This window comes from Bifidobacterium longum subsp. infantis ATCC 15697 = JCM 1222 = DSM 20088, from assembly GCF_000269965.1.
In the GTDB taxonomy this organism is placed as follows: Bacteria; Actinomycetota; Actinomycetes; order Actinomycetales; family Bifidobacteriaceae; genus Bifidobacterium; species Bifidobacterium infantis.
Genome location: NC_017219.1, coordinates 953863 through 971959 on the forward strand (window position 1 = coordinate 953863; position 18097 = coordinate 971959).

The following is an 18097-nucleotide window of genomic DNA, read 5'->3' on the forward strand; positions in this document are numbered from 1 at the left end:
AACCTCGAGCACGGGCTCGGGGCGCAGGGGCGAATCGACGATCCGCACGGTCTCGACCACCACGCCTTTGACGTTGAGGAGCTGGTTGAATATGCTGTTCATCAGGCGCTTTGCGGTTGTTTGTTTATCTTGGTCGAAAACATCCTACCCGGAAAGCGCTCTTCACTTACTCCCTCAACGGCTCAACGACGAACCACCACCCACAAAAACAGCAATAGCGCCTTATAGTACGTATCGATAAATATTTCCCGCCCAGACCACACGGTATGGTGGAGCGCATGGCTGATTACGGGAACAACTTTGTGCAACTGCATAACCACACGCACTATTCGCTGCTCGATGGTGCGTCGAAGATCCCTGATTTGGCCAAGCGTGCGGCCGAACTTGGCATGCCTGCGGTCGGCATCACCGACCATGGCAACATGCATGGCGCCTACGAGATGTACACCAACTGCGTGGCCAATGGCGTCAAGCCCATCATCGGCATCGAAGCTTATGTGACCCCGGAAACCGCACGTCAAGACAAATCCCGCGTGCATTGGGGCACTGAAGCCCAGCGCCGTGACGACGTCTCCGGTGGTGGTCTTATCACCCACTTGACCATGTGGGCTGAAAACGACGAAGGCCTGGTCAACCTCATCAAAGCTTCGTCCGTGGCCAACCTCGAAGGTCGCGTCATGCGTTATCCGCGTATGGATAAGGAGGTGCTCGCCACCTATTCCAAAGGCGTGATCGCATCCTCCGGCTGCCCCTCGGGCATCATCCAGACCCGTCTGCGTCTCGGTCAGTTCGATGAGGCCCTGCGCGCCGCTGGCGAATTCCAGGACATCTTCGGCAAAGACAACTTCTTCATCGAACTCATGGATCACGGTCTGCCCATCGAAACTCAGGTGACCGGTGACCTGCTGACCATAGCCAAGAAACTCAACGCACCACTGCTGGCCACTAACGATTCCCACTACGTACACGCCGAAGATGCCCAGGCACAGGACGCCATGCTCTGCATCAACTCCGGTTCCCGTCTTGACGATCCGGACCGATTCAAATTCGACGGCACCGGCTACTACATCAAAACCGCCGAAGAGATGCGCGAACTGTTCAAGGACCATCCGGACGCCTGCGACAACACCCTCGTCATCGCCGAACGCTGCAACGTGATGTTCGACGACCACGAAGACGGCGCGTTCATGCCGAAATTCCCCTGCCCCGAAGGCTGGGATGAGACCTCCCTGTTCCTTAAAAAAGTCGAGGAAGGTCTGGAGAAGCGTTACGACGGCAACCCGCCGCTCGACGTATTGAAGCAGGCCGACTACGAATGTGGTGTGATCTGCCAGATGCAGTTCTGCGGATACTTCCTCGTGGTCGCCGACTACATTCAGTGGGCCAAGGACCACGGCATTATGGTGGGTCCGGGCCGTGGCTCGGCCGCAGGCGCCATGGTCGCCTATTCCATGGGCATTACCGAGCTCGATCCGCTCAAGCATGGCCTGATTTTCGAGAGGTTCCTGAACCCTGAGCGAGTGAGCCTTCCTGATATCGATGTCGACTTCGACCCTGAAGGTCGTGCGCGAGTCATCGAATACTGCGGCGAAAAATACGGCACCGATAAGGTCGCCCAGTGCGTGATCTATGGCACCATCAAAACCAAGCAGGCCTTGAAGGACTCCGCCCGCATCATGGGCTACGAGTTCTCGGTCGGTGAAAAAGTCACCAAGGCGCTGCCTCCCGCGGCCACCGGCGGCAAGGATATCAGCCTGCATGACATCTTCGACCCGACAGCCAAACGCTACGCCGAGGCCAGGGAATTCCGAGAACTCTACGATTCCGACCCGGACGCCAAGCGCATCACCGAAGAAGCCAAGGGTATCGAAGGCCTGATCCGACAGACCGGTGTACATGCCTGCGCCACCATCATGGGTAGCGCGCCCATCACCGACACCTCGCCGTTGCTGGAACGCACCGATGGCACCATCACCACCACCTTCGAATACCACACGTGCGAAACGTTGGGGCTGGTCAAGATGGACTTCCTTGGCCTGTCCAATCTGACGATCATCCACGACACCCTGAAGAACATCGTGGCCAACGGCAAACCCGCCATCGACTACACCAAGATTCCGCTCGATGACGCCGAAACCTACAAACTCATGTCCCGAGGAGACACGCTCGGCGTGTTCCAGCTCGATTCCGACGGCATGCGTTCACTGCTGAAAACCCTGAAGCCCGATAACTTCAACGATATTTCCGCACTTATCGCCCTGTACCGACCGGGCCCGATGAGTATGGATTCGCACACCAACTATGCCAAGCGCAAAAACGGCCTGCAGAAGATCACGCCAATCCACCCTGAGCTTGAGGAGCCTCTGAAGCAGGTGCTTGACGAGACCTATGGCCTGATCATCTACCAGGAGCAGGTGCAATCCGCCGCCCGAATCCTCGCCGGGTATTCGCTGGGCAAGGCAGACGTGCTGCGTCGAGCCATGGGTAAGAAGAAGCCCGAAGTGCTGGCCAAGGAGAAGGTGCCGTTCTTCGCCGGTATGAAGGAGCACGGATATTCCGAAGAGGCATCCCAGGCCGTGTGGGATATTCTGGTGCCGTTCTCCGGCTACGCTTTCAACAAGGCGCACTCCGCCGCATACGGTCTGATCTCCTACTGGACCGCATATCTGAAGACGCACTACCCGGTCGAGTTCATGGCCGCCTTGTTGCAAGGTGCCGCCACCAACAAAGACAAGACCGCATTGTACTTGGGCGAGGCCCGCCGCATGGGCATCCAGGTGCTCTCGCCGGACGTCAACGAATCGGTGTACGAGTACTCGGCAGTCGGCGACGTCGTCCGATTCGGTCTTGGTGCCATCCGTAACGTGGGTGACAAGGCCGTGGCCGATATCATCGCCGAACGCGAAGGCCCGCGCGGCAAGTTCGTGAACTTCATGGACTTCATCCGCCGTGTGCCCTTGACCGCGCTGAACCGGCGATTGGTCGAATCGTTGATCAAGGCCGGTGCCTTCGACTCGATTGACCCGAACCGTCGCGCGCTGTTCACCGTGCACGAGGCCGCCATCGACTCGGTGGTGAGTCTGAAGCGCAAACAGGCGGAGGGCCAGTTCGATTTGTTCTCCGATGCCGAGGATGGGGGAGCGGAGGCCATGGGCGACGCTTCCGTGACCGTACCCGATCTTGAGGAATGGGACAAGAAGACCAAGCTTAACTTCGAACGCGAAATGTTGGGCCTGTATGTGTCTGATCATCCGCTCTCCGGTATGCAGTCGATTCTCGCGTCCTTGCGTGAAATGTCCATCGCGCACTTGGTCGATCGCGCCAGGACGATGGGTGAAGGACAGCAGGTCACGTTGGCCGGTCTGGTCACCAATGTGGACCGGCGCGTATCCAAGAAGGGCAACCCCTGGGCCATCGTGACCATCGAAGACATGGAAAGCTCCGTCCAATGCATGTTCTTCGGCAAGGTCTATGAAGCGGCCGCCGCCGAACTTGCCGTGGACGCCATCGTACAGATTCGTGGTCAAGTGGAGTTGCGCGACGAAACCGTTTCTCTGAGAGCCACGGAAATGCAGATTCCGACCTTGGAGGCCGAGGATGAACGTCCGTTGGTCATCACGCTGCCGCCGGTGGCGTTGGAGCGCCAACGCATGATGCAACTCGGTCAGGTGCTCGCTAATCATCCTGGTTACTGCGAAGTACATCTTGCGGTGCTGGATGAGAAGGGTAACGCTCAGGTGCTCACGTTTGGCGATCGTTTCCGCGTCAAGCGGGATACTTCGTTGTTTGCTGAGATCAAGATTCTGTTTGGCCCCAGCTGCTTGCCTGCCGCCTGATTGGCGGGTTTCGCCCCTGGCCTCTCCCTCACCTGGCTTTGCTGGGGGAGGGCTCCTTCATCAGAGGGGGCTAAGGCATGTGCCACCATACGATGTGCGCGACTATTGTGGAACGTATGGGCATGGAGATGGCGGATACTGGTAACAACGATGACGAGCAACAATGGATTGCCGCGATGCTGGAACGGCTGTCTCATTCGCAGTTCCGCGCCAAATTCGATTTGACCGACAAAGACCGAGCCTATGCCCGCACCAAAGGCAAGGCGACCATCGATCGTCATGCGCGAGAAATGTTGCGAGACCGCATTGGCGCAGCCGAACCGAAGAACGACGGCAGGCAGACGCCATGGCGCGGCCATCCGGTATTCACCGCTCAGCATGCTACCGCCACATGCTGCCGCGGATGCATCGAAAAATGGCATCATCTGCCCAAAGGCCGTGAACTCACCGAAGCGGAGGTAAACCGACTTGCCGATTTGGTCATGGCATGGATTGAGCGGGACCTTATCAATCATCCGGTTCGGTGAAGCACCCCGCATCCTCAGTATGCCTGTATACCTTCAATAGTTATGAGCCAACAGCCAACACAGGCCTCGAAAACCGTAGACGCAAGGTATTGGCGAATACGGCAGAACGCCGAACGTTGCCTATGGCGCGTTCGGCAATAATGCGACATAATGTCTATTCAAGAAGAGCTGACGAAGTGTCAACTCTACCCCAAGGAGGCGGAATATGTACTACAGCAGCGGCAATTATGAGGCTTTCGCACGCCCGAAGAAGCCGTCCGACGTGGACAACAAGCATGCATACATCATCGGTACCGGACTGGCGGCATTGTCTGCAGCCTGTTATCTGGTGCGTGATGGTCAGATGCCTGGCGAGAACATCCACATCCTTGAGAAGGACCCGGTACCCGGCGGCGCCTGTGACGGTCTTGATATTCCCGGCCTCGGCTATGTGATGCGTGGCGGCCGCGAAATGGACAATCATTTCGAGGTCATGTGGGATCTGTTCCGCTCGATTCCCTCCATCGAAACCGAGGGCGTCAGCGTACTCGACGAATACTACTGGCTCAACAAGGAGGACCCGAACTACTCGCTGTGCCGCGCCACCAAGAATCTCGGCAAGGACGCGGGGCTCAAGGGCAAGTTCGGCCTGTCCGACAAGGCTTCGATGGAAATCATGAAGCTGTTCTTCACCCCGGACGAAGACCTGTATGACAAGCCGATCACCGATTTCTTCGACGATGAGGTGCTGAACTCCAACTTCTGGCTGTACTGGCGCACCATGTTCGCCTTCGAGAACTGGCACTCCGCGCTGGAAATGAAGCTGTACATCAAGCGCTACATTCATCACATCGGAGGCCTGCCGGACTTTTCCGCGCTGCGTTTCACCCGCTACAACCAGTACGAGTCGATGATTCTGCCGATGGTCAAGTATCTGGAATCGCACGGCGTCGAATTCCGCTACAACACCAAGGTCGAGAACGTGGAATTCGCGATTGGCGGGGGAGCCGGTCCCAAGCGTGAGTACACCGGCGTAGGCCAGGACACCATCCAGAAGATTCAGGCCACCTCCGGTTTCTTCAAGCGCAACCCTGCCAGCACGCCCACCAAGAAGCTTGCCGTGCGCATCGACGTGGATCACGAGGGTGATAAATCCTCCATCGACCTGACCGAGAACGATCTGGTGTTCATCACCAACGGCGGTTGCGTGGAGAACTCCACCATGGGTTCCCAGAACTCGCCCGCCGCATGGAACCCAGACCTGAAGCCCGGTGGCGGCTGGGATATGTGGAAGCGTATCGCCGACCAGGACCCGAGCTTTGGCCATCCGGAGAAGTTCTGCTCCGATCCGAATGCCACCAAGTGGATGAGCGCCACCGTCACCACCCTGGACGACGAGATTCCGCCGTACATCCAGAAGATCTGCAAGCGCGACCCGTTCTCCGGCAAGGTCGTCACCGGCGGCATCGTCACTGTGCAGGACTCCAACTGGCTCATGAGTTGGACCCTGAACCGCCAGCAGCAGTTCCGCGACCAGCCCAAGGACCAGTTGTGCGTATGGGTCTACGGCCTGTTCCCGGACAAGCCCGGCAACTATGTGAAGAAGCCGATGACCGAATGCACCGGTGAAGAGATCTGCGAGGAGTGGCTTTACCACATGGGCGTGCCGACCGACAAGATCGAGGCGCTCGCAAAGCACCACGCCAACACCGTGCCGGTCATGATGCCGTACATCACCGCGTTCTTCATGCCGCGCGCGGCCGGCGACCGCCCGGACGTGGTGCCCGATGGTGCTGTGAACTTCGCATTCCTTGGCCAGTTCGCCGAGACCCCGCGCGACACGATCTTCACCACCGAATACTCGATGCGCACCGGTATGGAAGCTGTCTACACGTTGCTCGGCGTGGACCGCGGCGTGCCTGAAGTGTGGGGCAGCGTCTATGACGTGCGCAACCTGCTCAACGCCACCGTCAAATTGCGTGACGGTGCACCGGTCACCGATATGAAGCTCAACTTCATTGAAAAGGCCGTGGTCAAGAAGGTGCTCAAGAAACTCGACGGCACCGATATTGCCACCCTGCTACGCGAATACCACGTAATCTGACATCTATCTGGCTCCCCTCAAGGTGAGGGGAGCTGGCACGCGAAGCGTGACTGAGGGGAGTTGAACGTGGAATGAATTGTCGCGACACGCCAGTGAACATCTGATTTCGTTACGTGAGCCTATAAAAAGCCGGCGTATCCTGATGGTAACGGCGTGATTCAAGTTGATTTCGACACGCCGATAGAACGCCGTCGTTGCAACGATTCTGGCGTGCCTTTTCATGCCCGATTTGCGTGTGTTCGTGTGTTCGTGTAAGTTATTCACCTGTTGCCGCTCAGCGCGGCGGGTTCCTTCCTCTGGTTGGTTTTCCGTCTTGCTGGTGTGGTGGTGGTTTGAGAACTCAAGAGCGTGTTTGTACTACTTCTTTATAGTCAATGATTGCCAGTTCATTTCTCGCCTGATCGCCTGTCGTGGTGGTTGGGTACCCGGGAGGGTTTGATGAGGGGTGAGGTTTTTTGAGGGCGTCCTTCCTTAAGGACGTGCTCGTCAATTTTTGTTTTGAGAGTCATCTGTCGATGTCTCTTCGCATTTTTTTGTGGAGGGTTCGATTCTGGCTCAGGATGAACGCTGGCGGCGTGCTTAACACATGCAAGTCGAACGGGATCCATCGGGCTTTGCTTGGTGGTGAGAGTGGCGAACGGGTGAGTAATGCGTGACCGACCTGCCCCATACACCGGAATAGCTCCTGGAAACGGGTGGTAATGCCGGATGTTCCAGTTGATCGCATGGTCTTCTGGGAAAGCTTTCGCGGTATGGGATGGGGTCGCGTCCTATCAGCTTGACGGCGGGGTAACGGCCCACCGTGGCTTCGACGGGTAGCCGGCCTGAGAGGGCGACCGGCCACATTGGGACTGAGATACGGCCCAGACTCCTACGGGAGGCAGCAGTGGGGAATATTGCACAATGGGCGCAAGCCTGATGCAGCGACGCCGCGTGAGGGATGGAGGCCTTCGGGTTGTAAACCTCTTTTATCGGGGAGCAAGCGTGAGTGAGTTTACCCGTTGAATAAGCACCGGCTAACTACGTGCCAGCAGCCGCGGTAATACGTAGGGTGCAAGCGTTATCCGGAATTATTGGGCGTAAAGGGCTCGTAGGCGGTTCGTCGCGTCCGGTGTGAAAGTCCATCGCTTAACGGTGGATCCGCGCCGGGTACGGGCGGGCTTGAGTGCGGTAGGGGAGACTGGAATTCCCGGTGTAACGGTGGAATGTGTAGATATCGGGAAGAACACCAATGGCGAAGGCAGGTCTCTGGGCCGTTACTGACGCTGAGGAGCGAAAGCGTGGGGAGCGAACAGGATTAGATACCCTGGTAGTCCACGCCGTAAACGGTGGATGCTGGATGTGGGGCCCGTTCCACGGGTTCCGTGTCGGAGCTAACGCGTTAAGCATCCCGCCTGGGGAGTACGGCCGCAAGGCTAAAACTCAAAGAAATTGACGGGGGCCCGCACAAGCGGCGGAGCATGCGGATTAATTCGATGCAACGCGAAGAACCTTACCTGGGCTTGACATGTTCCCGACGATCCCAGAGATGGGGTTTCCCTTCGGGGCGGGTTCACAGGTGGTGCATGGTCGTCGTCAGCTCGTGTCGTGAGATGTTGGGTTAAGTCCCGCAACGAGCGCAACCCTCGCCCCGTGTTGCCAGCGGATTGTGCCGGGAACTCACGGGGGACCGCCGGGGTTAACTCGGAGGAAGGTGGGGATGACGTCAGATCATCATGCCCCTTACGTCCAGGGCTTCACGCATGCTACAATGGCCGGTACAACGGGATGCGACGCGGCGACGCGGAGCGGATCCCTGAAAACCGGTCTCAGTTCGGATCGCAGTCTGCAACTCGACTGCGTGAAGGCGGAGTCGCTAGTAATCGCGAATCAGCAACGTCGCGGTGAATGCGTTCCCGGGCCTTGTACACACCGCCCGTCAAGTCATGAAAGTGGGCAGCACCCGAAGCCGGTGGCCTAACCCCTTGTGGGATGGAGCCGTCTAAGGTGAGGCTCGTGATTGGGACTAAGTCGTAACAAGGTAGCCGTACCGGAAGGTGCGGCTGGATCACCTCCTTTCTACGGAGAATACAGGATGCCGTTCGGCGTCCGGTGCGGACCCTCCCGCGCGATGGTCGCGTGTGGACGGGTTGCTGGTGTGGAAGAGATCATGGGCTTTCGGTTCGTCCGTCGTGGGATGTTCCGCGGGGGTGGTGCGGATGCGCTTTTGGGCTCCCGGATCGCCACCCCAGGCTTTTGCCTGGCGCGATTCGATGCCCGTCGTGCCTGCGGGCCGGCCGTGTGCCGGTCTGGTTGGCGTGGCGGTGCGTGGTGGCTTGAGAACTGGATAGTGGACGCGAGCAAAACAATGGTTTTGAATCTTTGTTTTGCTGTTGATTTCGAATCGAACTCTATTGTTCGTTTCGATCGTTTTGTGATCATTTTTAGTGTGATGATTTGTCGTCTGGGAATTTGCTAGAGGAATCTTGCGGCCATGCACCTTCATGGTGTGTGTTGCTTGCAAGGGCGTATGGTGGATGCCTTGGCAGACAGGACCGATGAAGGACGTTTGAGGCTGCGATAAGCCTCGGGGAGCCGCCTACAGGGCTTTGATCCGAGGATTTCCGAATGGGGGAACCCACCGGCCGTCATGGGTCGGTACCGGCTTCGGCCGGGGGGTACGCAGGGAAGTGAAACATCTCAGTACCTGCAGGAAAGGATATTCCGTGAGTAGTGGCGAGCGAAAGCGGATGATGGCCAAACCTTGCGCGTGTGATACCCGTCGGGGGTTGCGTGTGGGGTGTTGCGGGATCGCGTGTGCCGGCTCCGACGGGCCGGCCGGCAGTTGTAGAAAACCATGTGTCAGGGGAACCGGGTTGAATACCGGGCCGCAGAGGGTGAGGGCCCCGTACCTGAACGCGCATGGTCTGCCGATCGCGTCTCCCAAGTAGCACGGGTCCCGTGGAACCCCGTGCGAATCCGCCCGGACCGTCGGGTAAGCCTGAATATTCCTGTCTGACCGATAGCGAACGAGTACCGTGAGGGAAAGGTGAAAAGTACCCCGGGAGGGGAGTGAAACAGTCTCTGAAACCGTGCGCCTACAATCCGTCGGAGCCTCTTTGTGGGGTGACGGCGTGCCTATCGAAAAATGAGTCTGCGAGTCAGTGGCATGTGGCGAGCATAACCCGTGTGGGGTATGCGTAGCGAAGGCGAGTCTTAAAAGGCGTTTAAAGTCGCGTGTCCTGGACCCGAAGCGGGATGATCTAGCCCTGAGCAGGTTGAAGCGCGGGTAAGACCGTGTGGAGGACCGAACCCACCTGGGTTGAAAACCGGGGGGATGACTTGGGGTTAGGGGTGAAAGGCCAATCAAATTCCGTGATAGCTGGTTCTCTCCGAAATGCATTTGGGTGCAGCGTCGGGTCATTGCGTCCCGGGGGTAGAGCTACTGGATGCTTGCGGGCCCGTATCGGGTACCAACAGCAACCAAACTCCGAATACCGGTGACGTGTATCCCGGCAGTGAGTCGGCGGGGGATAAGCTTCGTCGTCGAAAGGGAAACAGCCCAGACCGTCGTCTAAGGTCCCGAAGCGTGTGCTAAGTGGGAAAGGATGTGGAGTCGCATAGACAGCCAGGAGGTTGGCTCAGAAGCAGCCATCCTTGAAAGAGTGCGTAACAGCTCACTGGTCTAGTGGTTCCGCGCCGACAATGTAGCGGGGCTCAAGCACACCACCGAAGACGCGGCAGTATTTTGTACTGGGTAGGAGAGCGTCCCATGAGGGGCGAAGCGGCCGTGTGAACGCGCCGTGGACTTCATGGGAGTGAGAATGCAGACATGAGTAGCGAAAGACGGGTGAAGATCCCGTCCGCTGGATGACCAAGGGTTCCAGGGCCACGTTCATCGTCCCTGGGTGAGTCGGGTCCTAAGGCGAGGCCGACAGGCGTAGTCGAATGGATGAACGGGTCGATATTCCCGTACCGGCTTTCAGCCGCCAGAACCGAGGCTTGGAGTACTAACCTCCGGGTCCGGGCTTGCTTCCCCTTCGGGGGTGGGATGCCTGGGCCTGTTGGGACCGATCCTTGTAGTAGGTCAGCGCAGGAGTGACGCAGAAGGGTAGCCGGCCGCGGAGGTGGTTTTCCGTGGTCAAGCACGCAGCCCGTCCCGTAGGCAAATCCGCGGGGCGTGTGGGCGAGGTGCGATGGTGGGGGCCTTGTGGCCCGATATCCGGTGATCCCGGCTGCCGAGAAAAGCTTCGGCGTGAGGCTCGAAGCCGCCCGTACCCCAAACCGACACTGGTGGTCAGGTAGAGAATACCAAAGCGATCGAGCGAATCCTGGTCAAGGAACTCGGCAAATCACTCCCGTTCCTTCGGTTTAAGGGAGACCCCCGATGGTGAGCCGCCTCGCGCGGGGAGCTTTTGGGGGTGGCACAGACCAGGGGGTAGCGACTGTTTACCAAAAACACAGGTGCATGCGAAGGCGCAAGCCGCTGTATATGCACTGACGCCTGCCCGGTGCCGGAAGGTTAAGAGGATCCGTCAGCCTTCGGGTGAAGCGGTGAATTCAAGCCCCGGTAAACGGCGGTGGTAACTATAACCATCCTAAGGTAGCGAAATTCCTTGTCGGGTAAGTTCCGACCTGCACGAATGGCGTAACGACTTCCCCACTGTCTCGACCAGGAGCTCGGCGAAATTGCAGTACGAGTAAAGATGCTCGTTAAGCGCAGAAGGACGAAAAGACCCCGGGACCTTTACTATACCTTGGTATTGGCATTCGGTGTGGATTGTGTAGCATAGGCGGGAGGCCGAGAGGCATGGTCGCCAGATCGTGCGGAGCCGCAAGGTGAAATACCGCTCTGTTCGCATTGGATGTCTAACCTCGAACAGTGATCCTGTTCAGGGACAGTGCCTGGCGGGTAGTTTAACTGGGGCGGTTGCCTCCCAAAGAGTAACGGAGGCGCCCAAAGGTCCGCTCAGCCCGGTTGGCAATCGGGTGGCGAGTGCAAGTGCACAAGCGGGCTTGACTGCGAGGACGACGGTCCGAGCAGGGACGAAAGTCGGGACTAGTGATCCGGTGCCGGTGTACGGACGCGGCATCGCTCAACGGATAAAAGGTACCCCGGGGATAACAGGCTGATCATTCCCAAGAGTCCATATCGACGGGATGGTTTGGCACCTCGATGTCGGCTCGTCGCATCCTGGGGCTGGAGCAGGTCCCAAGGGTTCGGCTGTTCGCCGATTAAAGCGGCACGCGAGCTGGGTTCAGAACGTCGTGAGACAGTTTGGTCTCTATCCTCTGCGCTCGTTGGAATGTTGAGGAGGCCTGCCCATAGTACGAGAGGACCTGGGTGGACGAACCTCTGGTATGCCGGTTGTCACGCCAGTGGCACGGCCGGTTGGCTACGTTCGGAAGGGATAACCGCTGAAAGCATCTAAGCGGGAAGCCTGCTCCAAGATAAGCATTCCGTGCAGCCTCGGGCTGCTGTAGTCCCCATGCAGAACACGTGGTCGATAGGCCGGACGTGGAAGCCCCGCGAGGGGTGGAGCCGACCGGTACTAACGGACGAAAGGCAACACTATTATTCCCCTGATTCGTTCGGGGACCGCATCATCCTCCTGCAAACCATCCCGTATGGCAATGAGCACGGGATGAACACAAGACGAAACATCAACGAATTCGCGTCCCCTGTCCGGTTCCCGGGCCGCCACAGGCCGGCAGACCTTGGTGTCTGACCGTATAAGAGAAGATTTGCGGCGGTCATGGCCCAGGTGAGACGCCCGGTCCCATTCCGAACCCGGAAGCTAAGGCCTGGCACGGCGATGGTACTGCACCCGACAGGGTGTGGGAGAGTAGCACGCCGCCGCACCACACGTACAGGAAGCCCCGATACCTTGAAGGTACCGGGGCTTCCCGCATATCCGAAACCAACAAGACAAGACACCGACAAGATATAGGCTCTCGCAACTAGGGTGCGGCCGAATCGTAAGCATATAGAAGAGGGAACCCTCAAGTGACGGAGAGTTCCCTCTTTGCGTATCTGGACCTATAAAGGTCTAGAAATTGAAATTGTCAGGATCGGCACCGTTGCGCTTGCCGGTGTTGATGGCGGAAATGGCGGTCATATCATCGACTGTTAGGTTGAAGTCGAAGACCTCGAAGTTCTGCTTGATACGCTCGGCATGGGTGGACTTGGGCAGCACGACGATGCCGCGCTGGATGTGCCAGCGAATCACCACTTGGGCAGGTGACTTGCCGTACTTGGCACCGATCTCGGCCAATACTGGGTTGCTCAGCAGGTTGCCGCCGGTACCGCCGAGCGGACTCCAAGCCTCGGTTGCGATGCCCTTGGCACGCAGCTGGCCAATGAGCTCTTGATTGGTGAATTGTGGGGAAGACTCAATCTGGTCTACGGCAGGCACCATATCGCTGTGGGTCAGCAGCTCATCAATATGATGCTTTTGGAAGTTACTGACGCCAATGGCCTTGGCACGGCCAGAGGCATAAATCTCCTGCAAGTCATCCCAGGCCTGCTGCCAGCCGTCTGCCGGCCAGTGAATCAGATACAGATCCACATAATCCACGCCCAAGCGGTCGAGGCTTTCTTGGAATGCATCCTTGCCGTGGCGTGCGCGAATATCGTCATTCCACAGCTTGGTGGTCAAGAAGAAATCGCTGCGCGGCACACCAGCACGGCGAATACCTTCACCTACTGAGGCTTCGTTGCGGTAAATCATTGCGGTATCGATATGACGGTAGCCATTCTCCAGAGCCGTCTGCACCGCGTTCACTGTAGTATCACCATCCGGTGTCTGGAATACGCCCAAGCCCACCTGCGGGATGACAGTGCCGTTGTTCAGCATAATTGTCGATTGAATTGCCATAATGCCTCACTATTCGTAGTGTTCATTCAATTTCCTATTTTAGAAACAAGACGATGCAATGAGCCGCGTTTCGCGGGCAAAGAATTGCGTAATGATGGCGTGATTCTCGTTCATTAGGTCATTATTGCATTCATTAGGTCAATGGGTCCAGGGTCTTCGGCATCAGAACCCAGTCATTACGCCATTCCTGAAGAGCCGTCTTACGGCATACCGACCTAATGAACGTGAAATCGACCTAATGAATGCAACGAGTAAGCGGCTACGATAATAACCAGTACAATCACAACCCAGATTGAAGGGGAGAGCACGTGGCAGAGGAATATGTGGCTGCATTCGATGCAGGGACCACGGCGTTGAAGGGTGCCTTGGTTGATAGGCAAGGCCGTATCGTAGCCAGTGCGAGTAGTGAGCTTAACCTTATTATCAACGGCGACTATCGGGAACAGAGCCCCGATCAATGGTGGCAAGCTTTCTGCTCGGCCTCCAGGCACATGATTGAGCAGGCGCGGCAATCCGAGTCAGAATTCAATGTGACTCGCATTCGTGGCATCATTTTCAGCGGTCAGATGCAGGATGTTATTGCTTTGAACGGCGAGCTCAATCCCGTCCGCAATGCCATTCTGTATTCGGATGGCCGAGCCGAGGAACAGGCCAAGCAACTCGCCAAGACATATCAGGGTGGAGTAGAACGTTTCCTGAACACCGTTGGTAACCGGCTCGAAGGCTGCTTGCCGTTGCCCAAGTTGATGTGGCTGCGTGAACACGAGCCGGAAACGTACGCGCGCATTCGTCATGTATTGATCAGTTCCAAGGACTACTTGATCGCCCAATTGACCGGCGAATGCGTGGGCGATGTGGCGGCTTGTTCCACAGCCGGTGCCATGAATATCCGTAATGGCCAATGGGATGCCGAATTGTGCGAGGCCGCAGGAATCGACATGGCCATGTTGCCACACCTGCACAATCCGCAAGACAACATTGGCACAGTGACGGAATCCGCTGCACAACGCACCGGTTTCTCCGCCGGAACTGCGGTATACGCGGGCATTGGCGATGCGGGTGCCACCACGCTGGCCAGCGGTGTCAGCCGCCCTGGTCAATACAACATCAATATCGGCACCTCAGGTTGGATCGCCACCGTTTCGCCCGAACCGTTCACCGGCAAACCCGGTGCTGCGAATCTGGCATTTGGTGTGGAAGAAGTCTTCGTGAATGCCGTGCCATTCCTCAACGCCGGTGACGTGCATAAATGGGTTACCGGCGTATTCGCTGATGGCGATTACGCGGAAGCACATCAGCTTATCGAAACATCCAAACCCGGCTCCAACGGTGTGATGTGCCTGCCATATCTGGTGGGGGAGCGGTTCCCCGTGATGAACCCGAATATTCGCGGGGCCTATGTAGGCCTCGATCCAGACACCACCAAGGCAGACATGATGCGTGCCGCGCTTGAGGGCGTGGCCTTCTCCATTCGTCAAGGTATGGAAAGTTCTGACGCCAAACCCAGCGAGATTTCCCTGATTGGCGGCGGAGCCAGAGAAAATGCGTGGTGCCAGATTCTGGCCGATGTGTTGGAGCATCCCATCGAAGTGTTCGCCAATGCCGATATTCTGCCAGCAGTGGCGATGGCCTCGTTGGTGTTCAATGCACCAGACCTGCTGCAATCCGTATGTGAACGCACCGTATATCAGCCGAATCCTGACACCGCACGCACATATGCCGACGCATACCGGCGATTCCTGAGCCTCTACCCGATGCTGCGAACGATGGATTAGGAACTGAGCATCATGAGGCAATCAGCGAATTTGGTCCGCAAACATATAGCGGTCACCGGACTGGTGCAAGGCGTGGGATTCCGTTATTTTACGGTGACTCAGGCACGTCGACTTGGTGTACAGGGCTGGGTGCGCAATTGCCGCGATGGCTCGGTTGAGCTGGAAGCACAAGGCAGTAGCGACGCAGTGCAAGCCTTGGTTGAGCAATTAGCCATTGGTCCGCGATGGTCCGAAGTGAGTCACGTCGCCGTACATGACATGCCGATTATCGATGAGACCGCTCGGGCATTTGGCGTGCGTCAATAACCTGCATCACGAATCCACATCACGCACGATAATCTCACGATACGGGTGAACATGGGCGTTCCTCGCCGCTTAGGCCCCTCACGTTGGTACGATGGGGCTTTATGAGTGAGAACATCATGCGAATCATTGACCTGCGTGGTCAGCACCTGTCCCGTGCCGAACTGCTCGCCGCGATGCCGCGCGCCGCAATGGGCACTTCCGAAGCCACCGATCTGGTGCGTCCGATTCTGGACGATGTCAAGGAACGCGGTGCCGCGGCCCTGCGCGACTTCGAGGAGAAGTTCGATCACGTGCGTCCCAAGAACCTGCGCGTGCCGGTCGAGGCGATCAAGGACGCCCTGACCACGCTCGACCCCGAAGTGCGCGCTGCCATCGAGGAATCGGTACGCCGCGCCCGCGCCGTGGCCGCCAACCAGGTGCCGAAGGACTTCTACACCGACCTCGCCGAAGGTGCCCGCGTGGCCGAACGCTGGATTCCGATTCAGCGCGTCGGCCTGTATGTGCCCGGCGGCAAGGCCGTCTACCCGAGCTCCGTCATCATGAACGCTGTGCCGGCCCAGGCCGCCGGCGTCGAATCGCTGGCCATCGCCACCCCGCCCGCCCGCGACAATGAGGAAGGCCTGCCGAACAAGACCATCCTCGCCACCTGCGCCATCCTCGGTGTTGACGAGGTATACGCGGTCGGCGGCGCTCAGGCCATCGCCATGTTCGCATACGGCGCCAAGGGCAGCGAGCCACAGGACGGCGACATCCTGTGCGATCCGGTTGACAAGATCACCGGCCCGGGCAACATCTTCGTGGCCACCGCCAAGTCGCTGGTCTCCGCATTCGTGGGCATCGACGCGGTCGCCGGCCCCACCGAAATCGGCATCATCGCCGATGCAACCGCCAACCCGAGTCTGCTGGCCGCCGACCTCATCGGCCAGGCCGAGCATGATGAGCTCGCCGGTTCCGTGCTGTTCACCGACTCCACCGAGATTGCCGACAAGGTGCAGGAGAACCTCAAGTACCGCGTGCCGCGTACCGAGCACGCCGAGCGTGTCCACACGTCACTGTCCGGCACCCAGTCTGCCATCGTGCTGACCGACGGTCTCGACCAGTCCATCGACGCGGCCAACGCCTACGCCGCCGAACACCTTGAGATTCAGACCAAGGATGCCGATGCTGTCGTCAAGCGCATCAAGAACGCCGGTGCCATCTTCCGCGGCCCGTACTCCCCGGTGCCGCTGGGCGACTACATGTCCGGCTCCAACCACGTGCTGCCCACCGGCGGCACCGCCCGCTTCGCCGCCGGCCTCGGCGTGCACACCTTCATGAAGCCGGTCGAAGTCATCGAATACGACGAGGAAGGCCTGAAGGCACTCGCCGCCCGCATCAACGCCTTTGCGGTGTCCGAGGATCTGCCCGCCCACGGCGAGTGCGTGCTCTCCCGCTTCGTCAAGGATCCGTATGACAAGGCCACCCTGCGCGAGCAGGAGAAGGGAGCCGGTCTGCGATGAGCTCGATTCCCGCAAACCTGCCGTTGCGCAACGACCTGATCGGTGAGGAGCCGTACGGCGCTCCCCAGCTGGACGTGCCGGTGTGCCTGAACGTCAACGAGAACCCGTATGCGCCGGACCCGGCCGTATGCGACACCATCGCCAAGCGTGTGCGTGAAATCGCCCCCACACTCAACCGATACCCGGACCGTGAGCACATCGAATTGCGTCAGGCATTCTCCGATTACCTGGCCCGCGAATCCGGTACCCGTCTGGACGTGGACGAGCTGTGGGGCGCGAACGGCTCCAACGAGATCATGCTCCAGCTGTTCCAGGCTTTCGGCGGCCCGGGCCGCACCGCACTCGGTGCCGACCCGACGTACTCCATGTACCCGGAGTACGCCCGCGACACCTTCACCGGTTGGAAGCTCGCCCACCGCAACGCCGACTTCACGCTGAACGTCGACAAGGTGCTTGAGGCCATCGCCGAGGTCAAGCCCTCGATGGTGCTGCTCACCAGACCAAACAACCCGACTGGCACCCCGTTGCCGATGGAGGATATCGAGTGTATTCTCGCCGCCTGCGAAACCGCTGAAGTGGCCGGCGCGGGCGAGGGCGTGCACCCGATTCTCGTCATCGACGAAGCGTACGTGGAATTCCGCAAGCCAGGCACCCCGAGCGCCGTGAGCCTGATCAAGGACCACCCGAACTTGGCCGTCAGCCGCACCATGAGCAAGGCCTTTGCCTTCGCCGGAGCGCGAGTCGGCTACCTAGCCGCATCCAAGGGCATCATCGACTGCGTGCGCATCGTACGCATGCCGTACCACCTGTCCGCCGTGACCCAGGCCGCCGCACTGGCTGCCTTCGAACACACCGATGAACAGCTGAGCCGTGTCGAGCACCTGCGCGAAACCCGCGAGGCCACCGCCGCATGGCTCAAGGAACAGACCTACAAGGACCAGCCGCTTGAAGTGGCCGAATCCGGCTCGAACTTCCTTCTGTTCGGTGGGCACTTCGACAAGCGCGAAGCCATCTTCGACGAGCTCCTGAAGCGCGGCGTACTCATCCGCGTGGTCGGACCGGACGGTTGGCTGCGCGTGTGCATGGGCACCGACGAGGAGATGGAGACCTTCCGTAACGCCCTTGTTGAAGTGCTTCGTATAGTGGAAGCAGCATAAGGGACGTTTCTTTCCGATTGCGGCGAGACCCGAAGCGATTCGAGTCCCGCCGCAATC

At 58.6% G+C, this 18097-nt stretch carries 9 protein-coding genes and 3 rRNA genes; 11 read left to right on the plus strand and 1 reads right to left on the minus strand.

Annotation, left to right across the window (positions count from 1 at the left end; translation table 11 throughout):
• Positions 1 to 278 precede the first annotated feature (278 nt).
• The 7 genes from dnaE (at position 279) to rrf (ending at position 12288) form a co-directional block, all read left to right on the plus strand.
• Entirely contained in the window at positions 279 to 3836 is a 3558-nt protein-coding gene (gene dnaE, locus BLIJ_RS04145) for a DNA polymerase III subunit alpha (RefSeq protein WP_012577193.1), read from the plus strand.
• 116 nt (positions 3837 to 3952) lie between these two features.
• Complete coding sequence (locus BLIJ_RS04150) at positions 3953 to 4363, plus strand: DUF4186 domain-containing protein (protein ID WP_041981785.1); 411 nt, start codon at positions 3953 to 3955, stop codon at positions 4361 to 4363.
• Between the two features lie 205 nt (positions 4364 to 4568).
• A complete protein-coding gene (locus BLIJ_RS04155; protein WP_012577195.1) occupies positions 4569 to 6446 on the plus strand; it encodes an oleate hydratase in 1878 nt (625 codons plus the stop codon).
• A 532-nt stretch (positions 6447 to 6978) separates the two neighbouring features.
• Positions 6979 to 8504, plus strand: a 16S ribosomal RNA gene (locus tag BLIJ_RS04160).
• A gap of 79 nt (positions 8505 to 8583) precedes the next feature.
• Positions 8584 to 8904, plus strand: a complete 321-nt coding sequence (locus tag BLIJ_RS14230; RefSeq protein ID WP_126386297.1) for a hypothetical protein — start codon at positions 8584 to 8586, stop codon at positions 8902 to 8904.
• A gap of 31 nt (positions 8905 to 8935) precedes the next feature.
• Positions 8936 to 12001, plus strand: a 23S ribosomal RNA gene (locus BLIJ_RS04170).
• Positions 12002 to 12171: 170 nt separating this feature from the next.
• Positions 12172 to 12288 (plus strand): 5S ribosomal RNA (rrf, locus tag BLIJ_RS04175).
• The 16S, 23S and 5S rRNA genes sit together here, the layout of an rRNA operon.
• Positions 12289 to 12475: 187 nt before the next feature.
• Here the strand turns inward: rrf and BLIJ_RS04180 are convergent.
• Entirely contained in the window at positions 12476 to 13303 is an 828-nt protein-coding gene (locus BLIJ_RS04180; protein ID WP_012577196.1) for an aldo/keto reductase, read from the minus strand.
• Between the two features lie 308 nt (positions 13304 to 13611).
• Between BLIJ_RS04180 and BLIJ_RS04185 the strand changes: the two genes are divergently transcribed.
• The 4 genes from BLIJ_RS04185 to BLIJ_RS04200 all read left to right on the plus strand — a co-directional run bounded on the left by BLIJ_RS04185 (position 13612) and on the right by BLIJ_RS04200 (position 18040).
• Entirely contained in the window at positions 13612 to 15078 is a 1467-nt protein-coding gene (locus BLIJ_RS04185; protein ID WP_012577197.1) for a xylulokinase, read from the plus strand.
• 12 nt (positions 15079 to 15090) lie between these two features.
• Entirely contained in the window at positions 15091 to 15384 is a 294-nt protein-coding gene (locus BLIJ_RS04190; RefSeq protein ID WP_012577198.1) for an acylphosphatase, read from the plus strand.
• A gap of 101 nt (positions 15385 to 15485) precedes the next feature.
• Positions 15486 to 16883, plus strand: coding sequence for a histidinol dehydrogenase (gene hisD, locus BLIJ_RS04195; RefSeq protein ID WP_012577199.1), 1398 nt, complete (start codon positions 15486 to 15488; stop codon positions 16881 to 16883).
• Complete coding sequence (locus BLIJ_RS04200; RefSeq protein WP_012577200.1) at positions 16880 to 18040, plus strand: histidinol-phosphate transaminase; 1161 nt, start codon at positions 16880 to 16882, stop codon at positions 18038 to 18040. The genes hisD and BLIJ_RS04200 overlap by 4 nt, the downstream gene beginning before the upstream one ends.
• Positions 18041 to 18097 lie beyond the last annotated feature (57 nt).

What these genes read in the sequence shown, in the direction of transcription:
- dnaE (WP_012577193.1), top strand. Translation starts at nt 279, where the DNA reads ATGGCTGATTACGGGAACAACTTTGTGCAACTGCATAACCACACGCAC.
- BLIJ_RS04180 (WP_012577196.1), bottom strand. Translation starts at nt 13,303, where the DNA reads ATGGCAATTCAATCGACAATTATGCTGAACAACGGCACTGTCATCCCG.
- BLIJ_RS04155 (WP_012577195.1), top strand. Translation starts at nt 4,569, where the DNA reads ATGTACTACAGCAGCGGCAATTATGAGGCTTTCGCACGCCCGAAGAAG.
- BLIJ_RS04150 (WP_041981785.1), top strand. Translation starts at nt 3,953, where the DNA reads ATGGGCATGGAGATGGCGGATACTGGTAACAACGATGACGAGCAACAA.
- hisD (WP_012577199.1), top strand. Translation starts at nt 15,486, where the DNA reads ATGAGTGAGAACATCATGCGAATCATTGACCTGCGTGGTCAGCACCTG.
- BLIJ_RS04200 (WP_012577200.1), top strand. Translation starts at nt 16,880, where the DNA reads ATGAGCTCGATTCCCGCAAACCTGCCGTTGCGCAACGACCTGATCGGT.
- BLIJ_RS04190 (WP_012577198.1), top strand. Translation starts at nt 15,091, where the DNA reads ATGAGGCAATCAGCGAATTTGGTCCGCAAACATATAGCGGTCACCGGA.